This is a genomic window from Streptomyces sp. NPDC043854 (genome assembly GCF_056436005.1).
In genome coordinates this window covers 53,192-64,319 of record NZ_JBWKDK010000031.1, presented here as the reverse complement: position 1 = coordinate 64,319, position 11,128 = coordinate 53,192, and the positions used below count along the sequence as shown (strand labels likewise).

General features: G+C 71.6%; 8 protein-coding genes. 3 read left to right on the top strand and 5 right to left on the bottom strand.

The features are described from left to right. Positions 1 to 89: 89 nt before the first annotated feature. Positions 90 to 839, top strand: a complete 750-nt coding sequence (locus AC068A_RS25440) for an acyltransferase domain-containing protein (RefSeq protein ID WP_478588512.1) — start codon at positions 90 to 92, stop codon at positions 837 to 839. A gap of 167 nt (positions 840 to 1,006) precedes the next feature. Here AC068A_RS25440 and AC068A_RS25435 read toward each other — a convergent pair whose 3' ends face one another. The 5 genes from AC068A_RS25435 to AC068A_RS25415 form a co-directional block, all read right to left on the bottom strand. Next, a complete protein-coding gene (locus tag AC068A_RS25435; RefSeq protein WP_478588510.1) occupies positions 1,007 to 2,188 on the bottom strand; it encodes a hypothetical protein in 1,182 nt (393 codons plus the stop codon). Between the two features lie 427 nt (positions 2,189 to 2,615). Further along, a complete protein-coding gene (locus AC068A_RS25430; protein WP_478588556.1) occupies positions 2,616 to 5,465 on the bottom strand; it encodes an NHLP bacteriocin export ABC transporter permease/ATPase subunit in 2,850 nt (949 codons plus the stop codon). A 64-nt stretch (positions 5,466 to 5,529) separates the two neighbouring features. After that, positions 5,530 to 7,764 (bottom strand): NHLP family bacteriocin export ABC transporter peptidase/permease/ATPase subunit, encoded by a 2,235-nt coding sequence (locus AC068A_RS25425; protein ID WP_478588509.1) that lies wholly within the window; start codon positions 7,762 to 7,764, stop codon positions 5,530 to 5,532. Beyond that, the gene (locus AC068A_RS25420; protein WP_478588507.1) at positions 7,761 to 8,567 is read right to left on the bottom strand and encodes a hypothetical protein; all 807 of its coding nucleotides are present in this window, start codon (positions 8,565 to 8,567) and stop codon (positions 7,761 to 7,763) included. Before AC068A_RS25420 ends, AC068A_RS25425 begins: the two co-directional genes overlap by 4 nt. Before the next feature lie 107 nt (positions 8,568 to 8,674). Then, positions 8,675 to 8,893, bottom strand: coding sequence for a hypothetical protein (locus AC068A_RS25415; RefSeq protein WP_478588505.1), 219 nt, complete (start codon positions 8,891 to 8,893; stop codon positions 8,675 to 8,677). Positions 8,894 to 9,569: 676 nt separating this feature from the next. Here AC068A_RS25415 and AC068A_RS25410 point away from each other — a divergent pair. Further along, the gene (locus AC068A_RS25410; RefSeq protein WP_478588503.1) at positions 9,570 to 10,349 is read left to right on the top strand and encodes a class I SAM-dependent methyltransferase; all 780 of its coding nucleotides are present in this window, start codon (positions 9,570 to 9,572) and stop codon (positions 10,347 to 10,349) included. Between the two features lie 136 nt (positions 10,350 to 10,485). Next, a complete protein-coding gene (locus AC068A_RS25405; protein ID WP_478588501.1) occupies positions 10,486 to 11,103 on the top strand; it encodes a DUF7691 family protein in 618 nt (205 codons plus the stop codon). Positions 11,104 to 11,128: the final 25 nt, after the last annotated feature.

The window sequence follows — 11,128 nt, the reverse complement described above, 5'->3', positions numbered from 1 at the left end:
CCTCGGCGAAGGCCGATGCCGACCGGGTCCTCGCTGAGATCGACGATGTGGCGGTGTCACATGGATACGGACCGGTCCGTGATGTGCTGATGACCAAGGGCTCTCCGGCCGACCCGCTTCCGTACGGGACGTCGCAGCTGGCCCATTTCGCCGCTTCTGTCGCCCTGGCCCATGCCCTCGCCTCCACCGGGATCACCCCCGACCTGATCGTGGGCCACAGCCTCGGCGAATTCTCGGCCTTCGTGACCGCCGGGGCGTTCACCGTCGCCGAAGGAACCGAGCTCGTATGCGCGCTGAATGATGCATACCGCCCGGTCACAGGACAGGGCGCCATGGTCCTGGTCCTGGCCGCGGAACGCGACACCCGGGCCATGCTTGCCGACACCGGCCGCGACGACCTGGCCATAGCCTGTGTCAACTCCCCGAGGGAGACGATCGTCAGCGGCTCCGTTGCCGCCCTGGCCGCACTGCGCGCCTGCGGCAACGCGCGGCGGCTGTTCGAACTGGACGTCCCCTACGCAGCCCACCACCCCGGTCTCCAGGAGATCCACGGCCGCTTCCTCGGCCTCGCCAAGGACATCCGTCAGAAGCCGCTCCGTGCAGCCGTGCATTCGCCCGTACAGCGCCGCGCCTACAGCGATGCCGACGACTTCACCCGGGCCATCGCCGACTGCATCACCGAACCGGTGTACTTCGCCGAGACGGTGCACAACATCGCATCCACCGACCAGCAGCGGTTCATCGAGCTCGGGGCGGGTGACACTCTCAGCCGCTGCGTACGCGCCACCGTGCGCGGCGCCCACACCATCGCCCCCCTCGCACCCTCGAGGAAGCGGTAGACGGCGATGCGAGGGGGATACCGGTGGCGGGTGGCGGCAGTCTGGGCCGGCGATGACCCAGGCGACCTGGCGGTCCTCGCCCACCGCATGTGGGCGATCCACTACCCGCTGCGGGCCTGCCGGTCGATCACGGACACCAGGGTCGAGACGAGTTCCTCGGCCCCGCCTCAGGGCCGGCTCGGTACGCCGCGCAGGAACTCCAGGCGCCGTTGTGCCATCTGCAGGTGACGGCCATCAACAGACGGCAGGGACCGCAGGAGGTGGACAAGGCCCGGGCCGGTCTCAAGGGCCTCGCTCCGGTCTTTGACCTGTGTCCAGCAGTAGAGCGCACCGGCGGCAGCAGCCTGTACCGAGGGCGCATCCGGGGCCTGGCGGGTCAGACGTGTTCGGGCGGCACTGGTCCACAGCCGGGTCGCGAGCTGGAAGTCGCCCGCCATGCGGGCCAGGTCGGCGCGGATCTCCGCCCACTGGATCGCCTCGGGCGAGGCGGACCCGCAGGCCTGCAGGACATGCTGCTCCCAAGCCTGAGCGAGCGCGGCGGCCTCGAGATGGCGCCCGGTGGTGGCGAGGTTGTGGATATACGGGCGCGGATCCTGTGCCGGGACGGCCGCACCCGGGTTCTCTTGGACCGGCAGGGGTGGCTGCGCGTGCAGGGGCCCCTCGGCGGGAAGGCGCGAGGCCCGGGCCGGTACGAGGCCGTCGGGATGAGGGCCACCTGCTGACTCCTGGTGCTCCGGGGGCTGGGCCTGATACGCACCACCAGAGGATCGGTGCCCTGGCGATGGAGCCATGGCCGTGTGGAGCGGTCCGGCATCGGCCGGTCCCCACCCGCCACCGGAATCCACCACGGCCGGTGCCGGCCCGGGCGTCGTGCCGAGTTCGCGGGCGCTCGGCAGGACGAGGGCACCTGGCGGCAGGGCGGCCGTGCCTACCGCGAGAGCATGCAGCTGCAGGTTCGGGCGCCGGGTGGGGCCGGCACGGAGCTGGTCGATCCAACTCCGGGTGTAGCTGCTCACCGCATTGCCGCTGCCGCTGCCGCTCCAGCCGGGCGGGCAGACCACCCCGTACACCTCCACGGCAGGCGTCGCGGGCAGGCTGCCGTACTCCTGCAGCAGCGGCCACGCGGCCTTGTCCGCGGCGAGATCGAGCAGCACCGTGGTCAGCCCGGCCGGCCGCCCCCGCAGCTCCGTCCCGAGCCACTCCCACGGCAACGCGGTGTAGCGGACCGTGGTCCCCGTCGTCCCGGTCAGCGCCAGGTGCAGGCGGCTCCCCCGCCGGTCGACGGTCAGCCTGCCCGAGAGGTAGACCAGCAGCGGGCCGGGTGTGGCAGCGGCCGTACGCAGCCGCATCAATACCGTGTTCGGATCCCGCGCCCCGTCCAAATACGTTGTGTCAGACGGGACGCTGCTGTTCAGCAAAGCGGAAGCCGGTAACACGCCCAGCGCAGCCAGGTTGGCGCTGGGCGCCACCTGCACACTGCGGCGCCTCATCGCGGCATCCCCGGCTATGAGGAGCACATGGCCCCGCTGCTGTCCCAGCCCGAAGTTGTGCATGATCAGACGGTACTGTCTCGCCACTGCCCAGGACCTGTTCGCCCAGCTGTCTTCATCCGTTGAAGGCCGGCCAAGGCCCGGATCCGTGGGTGCCCCGACAGAGGAGGCGAACGGTGCTCCGGAGCGGTGACGGGCCGGAATCTGGCCACGAGCACGCGGCACTCACCGGCACCGGCGGCACCACCACGCCCGCGCTGGACACCAGCCAACCAACCGGACGGGGTCATCTCATCTGGCGGCGGACCAGCTCGTGGAAGAGGCCCGTCGGGTCGGCGAGCAGCTCGGCCGGGGGTCCCTGCTGGGCGACCCTGCCGTCCGACATGACGATCACCTGGTCCGCGTCCATGACCGTGGACAGCCGGTGGGCGATCACCACACGGGTGGCGCGCAGGGCCCGGGTGGACTCGATCACCACGCGCTGGGCCTCGTTGTCCAGCGCGCTGGTGGCCTCGTCCAGGAAGATGATCCGCGGCTTGCGGATGAGGGCCTGGGCGATCATCAACCGCTGGCGCTGGCCGCCCGAGACGGTGCCGCCGCCGTCGGACAGCATGGTGTGCATGCCCATGGGCATGGCCTTGATGTCCTCGGCAAGGCCGGCCATCGCGGCGGCCTCCCACACCTCTTCGAGCGTGCAGGTCTCGGCGCCGCTGATGCAGTCGAGGATCGAGCCGGAGAACGGCTGCGCGTTCTGCAGGACGACACCGCACTGCCGGCGGACCGCCGCCTGGTCGAGCGCCGCCAGGTCTTGGCCGTCGTACAGGACGCTCCCGGCAGCCGGCTTGTCGAAGCCGATGAGCAGGCGCAGCAGCGTCGACTTGCCGCAGCCGCTGGCGCCGACGATCGCGGTGAACTCCCCCGGCCGCACCCGGAGGGACACGTCGTCGAGGACGAGCGGGCCGTCGTCGGTGTACCGGTAGGACAGGTTCTTCGCCTCGATCGCCCCGCTGAGGGTGCCCGGCAGTGCGCTGGAGCCGGCCACCTCGGGGGTGGCCCGGAGGACCGGCTTGATCTGCTCGAACATCGGCTGCACGGCGGCGGCCGAGACGAGCGCGCCGGTCAGCTGTGTCACCGAGGACAGCATCATCGTGACGGCGGTGCTGAAGGTGAGGAACCCACTGGCGGACATGCTGCCCCGGGCCGGTCCGGCCAGCAGCATGAACATCACGAGCGTGCACAGGGGCAGGCAGACGGCGTTGAGCACGGTGACGGCGTTCTTGATCCGGCCGATGCGCCGCTGCAGTTCGCGGGTACGGGCGAACTCCCCGGCCCAGGCGGCGTAGGCGAAGCTCTCAGCCGCCGCCACGCGCAGCTTGGGCAGCCCCCGCAGGGTCTGGAACGCCTGGTTGTCGAGCCGGTGGCCGAGCCTGACCAACTGCCGCTGGTAGCGCAGCTGCCACAGCCCCAGGCCCAGGAAGGCCGCGGCGACGACCGCCAGCATGGCCAGCGCCGCCAGCGCCAGGGGCACGCTGTAGACGAGCAGCAGCACGAGGTTCATCGCGGCGACGGTGCCCGCCTGCAGGGACACCGAGCCGATGCCGGAGAGCACGCTGCGGATGGCGCTGATGCCCATGGCCGCGCCCGCCAGTTCGCCCGTGGAGCGGCCTGCGAAGAAGCTCACCGGAAGGCGCAGCAGCCGGTCCCACACGGCGGGCTGCAAGGTGGCCTCGATGCGGCCCTCCATGCGCAGGATGGAGATGTTCTGGAGCAGCATGAAGGCGGCCGAGACGACGCTGGTCGCGATCAGCGCCAGGGCCGTCTGCACGATGAGGCTCTCCTCGGCCCGGGGTACGTACTCGCCGAGCACCTTGCCGGTGGCGATGGGTACGAGTGCGCCCAGGACGACCGCGACCAGCCCGCCCAGCAGGAGGCCGCGCAGTTCCCTGCCGGTGCCGCGCGTGCTGAAGCGCAGCAGCCGCAGCAGGCCCGGCTTCCCGGCGGGCAGCGGGCGGTAGAACATGACCGCGCGCGGTTCGAGGGCGGCCTCGCCGGCCTGGTCCACACGCTCCCGCGCGCCGGTGGCGGGGTCGACGGCCTCGTATCGGCCGCGCCGCCACAGCAGGGCAACGGGCGCCCCGTCCGCCTCGCGCCGGCCCGCCAGGGGCCCGATGTCCTCCTGCCACCAGCGGCCGGCGAGCCGGACCGCGCGGGTGCGGACCCGCGAGGCGAGCGCGATGTGCTCCACGGGGTCGTGCCGCTCCGAGCCGGCGGCGCCCACCGCTCCCGGTTCGGCCAGGGCGATGCCGGCCTCGCCGGCCACCAGCCGGCACACGGCGAACACCGCGTCGTCGCCGGCACCACGCCGGGGGCCCCGGCCGGAGCGGCCGATGGAGGCCAGCAGCGTCCGGTCGGCCTGGGTGCGGGCGGCCTCGCCGGCTTCGATGCCGGCTGCCGTGCGGTCCTCGTGGGCGCGTTCGAGCTCCTCGATCCAGTCGTCCAGGGCGTACAGCAGCCGGTACTGCTGGTCCACCATGCCCTGCCACATCGCCGGGTCGACGAGGAGGACGCCCGCCGTGCCGTTTCCCTCGTACACGGCCCCGTACTGCAGGCTGCCCGGGGTGATCTGCATCCACAGGACGTCGTCGTCGGCCCCGGCCCCGCCGGTGGTGGCCCGGCCCTCCAGCGGTGCCTGGTAGAGCGCGCGCAGGCCGCGGCCGATGCCGAGCGCGAAGGCGTACTCGAGGGGGCTCAGCGGTGCGCCGGCGGCGTACTGACCGTCGTACCGACCCTTGTCCTGGGCGCCGTACTGCCCCTCGTCGTACGCCCACTGGTCCACGTACGGGGAGCGGTGCAGCTCGCGCAGTTCGATGCGGTGCAGCCGGCAGCCCTGCAGGGGCCTGCCGACCAGAGTGTGTCCGGGGCCCTCGGCCGGGCCCTGCAGCAGGGTGCCCGCCTCCAGCCGGCCCAGGAAGTGCCAGTGCCCCGCCTGTGCGGCGTCGACGGCGAACAGGTCCAGCTCGCCCGCCACGACGAGCCACAGCACGAGTGGGCCCTCCAGGGAGAGGCTGCGCACGCCCGTGCAGTCGACCGCCGAGCCGAGTCCCCCCAGGGCCGCGACGACCGGGTCGGTGACCACCGGGTCGGTGACGACCGGGTCGGTGACCGGGGCCTGGTGCGGGTACGCCGCTTCTGTCGTCACCTCAGTGCTCCTTGACCAGTTCGGCGTACGCACCCTGCGCGGCGAGCAGGTGCTCGTGCCGCCCGCGTTCGACGACCGTGCCCCGGTCGAGCACGAGGATCTCGTCGCTGTCCCGTACGGTGCTCAGCCGGTGGGCGATGACCACGCAGGCGCAGCCGCGGCGCCGCAGGTTGTCGATGACGATCTGCTCGGTCGCCGCGTCCAGGGCGCTGGTCACCTCGTCCAGGACGATGACGCTGGGACGGCGCACCAGCGCACGGGCGATTTCCAGCCGCTGGCGCTGGCCGCCGGAGAAGTTGCGGCCGTCCTGCTCGACCCGGCTGTGGATGCCGCCGGGCCGGCGGGCGACCACGTCGTACACGACGGCGTCCTCCAGGGCGGCGATGACGGCCTCGTCCGGGATGGACGGGTCCCACAGGGCGACGTTGTCGCGGACGGTTCCCTCGAAGAGGAGGACGTCCTGGTCGACGAAGGAGACCGAGGCGGCCAGTGTGACGCGCGGGATGTCCGCCAGACGCGTCCCGTCGATGCGGATGGTGCCTTCCCAGGGTGCGTAGAGGCCGGATACCAGGCGGGAGACGGTGGACTTGCCGCTGCCGGAGCCGCCGACCAGCGCGACCTGCTGTCCGGGGCCGACCGAGAGGGAGAAACCCTTGAGCAGCGGGGCATCGAGCGGGCTGTAGCCGAAGGTGATGCCGTCCAGCTCCACATGGCCCTTGAGGCGGCGGGTGCCGGCAGGGGGTTCGCGTCGCGAGTAGAGCGGGTCCACGGGGAAGTTCTCGACGTCCTTGAGGCGGGCCAGGTCGGCCGCGAAGTCCTGGATCCGGCCTGCCACACCGTTGAGGCGGGTGATCGGCGCGGTGAAACTGGTCACCAGGGCCTGGAAGGCGACGAGCAGACCGACCGAGAGGTGCCCCTCCACCGCCCGCAGGCCGCCGATCATGAGGATCAGCGCACTGTTGAGCGCGGCCAGCGTGGGCGCGACGATCGCCAGCCACGCGCTGGGCACCCCGAGGCGCTGCTGCACGTCGAGGGTGACGGCGTGCTGCCCCGCCCAGCGGCGGAAGAAGCCGTCCTCGCCGCCGGTGGCCTTCATCGTCTCGATGAGCTGGAGACCGCTGTACGAGGTGTTGGTGAGGCGGGCGTTCTCGGCGCGCAGCTTCTGGGTGCCGGTGGACCTCGCACGGACCGTGATCCGCAGGGCCACGACGTTGAGCAGTGCGATGCCGATGCCGACGACGGTGAGCTGCGGGTCGTACGTCCACAGCAGGACCGCGTAGAGGACCACGACCACCGTGTCCACGCCGGCGGCGGCGAGGTCCCTGGCCAGGGTCTCGGCGACCGTGTCGTTGGACTGCAGGCGCTGTACCAGGTCGGCCGGGTTGCGCTGGGAGAAGAAGGCGACCGGAAGCCTCAGCAGGTGGCGCAGGAAGCGGGCGCTGCCCAGCGTGGAGGCAATGATGCGCCCGCGCAGCAGGTTGGCCTGCTGCAGTCCGGTGAGGGTGGCCGTGAGCACCAGGGCCGCCGCCATCGACGCGAAGAGCACGCCCAGCAGGGAGGTCTGTTCGCCGATCAGGAACATGTCGATGTACGTACGGCTGAGCGCGGGCACCGCGGCGCCGACGACCACCAGCAGGAGGCTGGAGAGCACGGCGGCGAGCATGGTGCCCGAGGTGCCGCGCAGGCGGGCCGGCACGGCGCCCATGACGCCGGCCTTGCGGCCGGTGCGGCGGAAGCCCTCGCCGGGCTCGAGGGTGAGCACGACGCCGGTGAAGGCGGTGTCGAACTCCTCCATGGGCACGAACCGGCGGCCCTTGGCCGGGTCGTTGATGTACACGCCCCGGCGGCCGAGGCGGCGGCCCATGCCCTCGTAGACGACGTAGTGGTTGAACTCCCAGAAGAGGACGGCCGGCGGGCCGACCCCGGCGAGCGCGGCCAGGTCCATCTGCATGCCCTTGGCCGTCAGGCCGTAACTGCGGGCGGCCTTGAGAAGGTTGCTGGCGCGGGATCCGTCGCGGGAGACCCCGCAGGAGATGCGCAGTTCCTCCAGGGGGACGAAGCGGCCGTAGTGGCCCAGCACCATGGCCAGCGCGGCGGCGCCGCACTCCACGGCCTCCATCTGCAGGACGGTGGGGGTGCGTACGGTGCGCGGGGTGCGGCCCCTGGGAGCGGGGGCGGCGGCGCGGCGGCGCGAGGAGCGGCGTCCGGCGCTCCCCCGCTGGTGCGAGGCGGTCATGGCAGCAGCCAGTCGACGGGGCGCTGCGCGGAGAGGCGAATGGCGCCGGTGACGAGGGTCGTGGAGTCGACGGGGTACGGGGGCCCGTCGGTGGAGGACCACCGGTAGCCGGACGCGGTGGTGGAGGAGCTCTCCAGCTGTACGAGCACGGCGACGGGATTGCCCTGCCGGGTGAACTGTGCGGCGAGTCGGCTGTCGCCGAGGAAGCCGCTGATCTGCGCCTGTGTCTGGGGGACCCGGCCCACCGCCTTGACGCGGCCGCGCAGCACGCCGAACCGCTGCTGGGGTACGGACTGGACGCCCAGATCGACCGGGGCGCCCACGGGGATGGCCCCGCCGCTCCCGCCCGGCACGTAGAGCACGGCCACCAAGGGGTCGTCGGGGTTCTTCACGCGTTCCACCGTGGCCACGTCCGCGCCGGTGGTGACGACCGAACCGGTCTTGGCGAGGAGTGCCGTCACCCGGCCTCCGGCCACCATGCGGATGACCTGGCTGCCGCGTTCCGTGCCGACTTCGAGCAGCGGCGCGCCCGGAGACAGCAACTGGCCTTCTTCGGCGAGGACTCCGGTGACCTGTCCGGCAACCGGGCTCTGCAGGAGATAACTGCCTTCGGCGTGCGTGAGGATACCGGGTGCGCTCAGCTTGGAGGACACGGATCCGGTGAATGCCCAGAAGCTCGCGGCGGCCATGACGAGGACCGTGACGCCGAGGACGAGCCGGCCCTGCGGTCGTGCGAGGCGTACGGGCAGATCGAGTTCTTCGGGCGATTGCAGCTTGGAAAGCGCCTTTTGGCGAAACTGCACGGACTATTCCTTCGACTGCATTCGTTCGTACGGCTGCATTCGCAGCATGGGCAGCCATGAACCCCGGAACGAAGGCGTTCCGGGGCCATGGGCGACAGAGGTCGTGCTCAGATGCCGGCGACGCCGACCTGCACGCCGACGATGCCGGTGACCTGGCCGGGCAGGGCCGTCGCGGCCTGGACGGTGTCCAGGGAGGTCGCCGTTCCCAGCACGGTGCTGACGTCGCCGAGCAGGGCGCCGGCGAGGCCACCGCGGATGCTGACGCCGCCGGAAACGGCGTCCAGCTCGGCGTCGGCGATCTCACGGGTCTCGATGTCGTTACGCATTATGTGCGCACACCCTTCATTGTTCTGACTGTTCCTCATACGGAATGGCCCGACGCGGTCCGGGAACCGTGGCGGTGGGCAAATGTAAGCACGCGAACGCGTGGCCCAGCCAACCGTGTTGACGCCTCGTGACGTGGGAGGAAGCCCATTCAATGGACAGTCCTTCAGGATCATCCACCGGATCAATCCGAATCCTTCACGAGATCGAGTAACAGAAATGGGGGGTCCGCCGGACTCGCGGAACATAGTCGGACACATACGGACCGAGCGCACGGCGTGCGACCGGCCTGCCGGGGGGCAGCGCGAGCCCGGCGCGCCCGCCACTCGCGCATGTGAAGATTCACTGAACCCTTGGCCTCCCTGTTTCGCTTCGGGTCGCCGAGCTGGTCGGATCTCGGTGAAGCGGTGGTTCGATTGCTCGTCGCTGGGTGGGCATGGCGTGACCCGACGCGCGGGTCGGGTCCTGCGCCGGGACCGTCAGGTCGTCCGGGACGTTCGGTTGAACGGACGCCCCGTCGGCCGGCTCCGGGGCCGGTGGCGACGTACCGCTGAACGTTGCTGGCACCGCCCCTGCCGAGGTGGCGGGGTACTGGGCAGCCCAGCCAGCCGTCCAGTAGGCGCTGGCACGCCTGGCGGCGGGGTAGCCGGCCGCCGGCAGCGCCGGTAGCGTCACCGCATGGACCAGGATGAACGGCTCCTTCACGCCTCGTCGTTCGGCACAGCGGCCGTCGCCTACGCCGAGCACCGTCCGGACTACGCGCAGACCGCGGTGCGCTGGGCACTTGAGCCCGCGCCCGGCCCGCGCGTGCTCGACCTCGGCGCCGGAACCGGCAAGCTGACCGCCACGCTGGCCGCGCTGGGTGCCGAGGTCATTGCGGTCGAGCCCGACCCGGCGATGCTGACCGAGCTGCGCCGCTCGCTGCCGGCTGTCCGTGCCCTGTCGGGTAGCGCGGAGGCGATACCGCTGCCGGACGCGTCCGTCGATGCCGTGCTGGCCGGAAACGCCATGCACTGGTTCGACATGTCCGTCGCGGGGCCCGAGATCGCGAGGGTCCTCGCACCCGGCGGCATCCTGGCCGGCCTGTGGAACGTCATGGACGACCAGGTCGAGTGGGTTGCCGGGCTCGCGCGGGTCGGCGGGAGCGCGGCCATCGGCCCGCGTGACACACCCGCCGGCTGGCGCGCCGAGACGGCGGACATGCACGTTCCAAAGACCGGTGTGGCCGCCCGGTTCGGCTCGCCGGAGCAGGCCGAGTTCCCGCACGGGCAGCGCCGCACCGCCGACTCTCTCGTCGCCACCATCGCGACGCGCGCGGGGGTGCTGGTCATGCCGGAACAGGAACGAGAGGCCACGCTGGGCCGGATCCGCGCATTCCTTGCGAGCAGGCCGGAGACCGCCCGCGGCGAGTTCACTCTCCCGATGCTGACCGGCGTGCTGCGCGTCCGGCGACTGTGAAGCACCACGTCCACACCCGAGCCTGACGACGCACGGCCGCCCCGCCGTGGTGACCGCGGCTGAGTGCCGCCCCCGCGCTGTTCGCCGCCGGAGTAGGCGATCATGAACTTCGATATACATACGGAGGAATGGGGCCATGGGGAACCTGGAGATGAGCACCGGCGACATGCGGGCCGTGATCCGGCTGCTGACGGCGGTGGAGCGGACGCCCGAGCAGGACCGCGTCCTCGGCATCGCGCGGGAGCGGTGTGCGCAGGTCGACGCCCGCTTCGAAGACGAGGGCATCACGCTGGGTGTGCCGGTCACCCGGGCACTGGAGGAACTGCTGGAAGGCAGTCCCAGCGCGGACCTGGAGCCCGGCTACACGTATGCCTTCCAGGCGCTGGTGGCGGTGAACTTCTCCGACACCTATGACCTCGGCTACTGGCGGCGGCCGTCCTGGTTCCACACCGTCGACGAGGAGATGACCCGCAACGGGGTCCCGGCCGACCTCGCGCCCGCCGCGCTGTTGTTCGGCGGCCCGCCGATCCGGCTCCCGCATCCGGGCGACGCGGTCCCGTGGATGGGCACCTTCCCGGCTTCCCGGGCCGCCGAGGTGGTCGAGGCGTACGAGGCGGTCCTCGACCGGCTCGACCCTGAAGTACGCGAGACGGCGGAAGTGCTGCTGGAGCCCATGCGGGTCGAGGCCGATGAGTGGGAGGCGACGAAGAAGGCGGGCCGGACCGAGGACACCGTCTTCTTCTGGCTCCACTGAGCGGCAGGGGCTGCCTTTCCCCGCC

What these genes read in the sequence shown, in the direction of transcription:
- AC068A_RS25410 (WP_478588503.1), top strand. Translation starts at nt 9,570, where the DNA reads ATGGACCAGGATGAACGGCTCCTTCACGCCTCGTCGTTCGGCACAGCG.
- AC068A_RS25440 (WP_478588512.1), top strand. Translation starts at nt 90, where the DNA reads ATGACCAAGGGCTCTCCGGCCGACCCGCTTCCGTACGGGACGTCGCAG.
- AC068A_RS25425 (WP_478588509.1), bottom strand. Translation starts at nt 7,764, where the DNA reads ATGACCGCCTCGCACCAGCGGGGGAGCGCCGGACGCCGCTCCTCGCGC.
- AC068A_RS25405 (WP_478588501.1), top strand. Translation starts at nt 10,486, where the DNA reads ATGGGGAACCTGGAGATGAGCACCGGCGACATGCGGGCCGTGATCCGG.
- AC068A_RS25435 (WP_478588510.1), bottom strand. Translation starts at nt 2,188, where the DNA reads ATGCGGCTGCGTACGGCCGCTGCCACACCCGGCCCGCTGCTGGTCTAC.
- AC068A_RS25415 (WP_478588505.1), bottom strand. Translation starts at nt 8,893, where the DNA reads ATGCGTAACGACATCGAGACCCGTGAGATCGCCGACGCCGAGCTGGAC.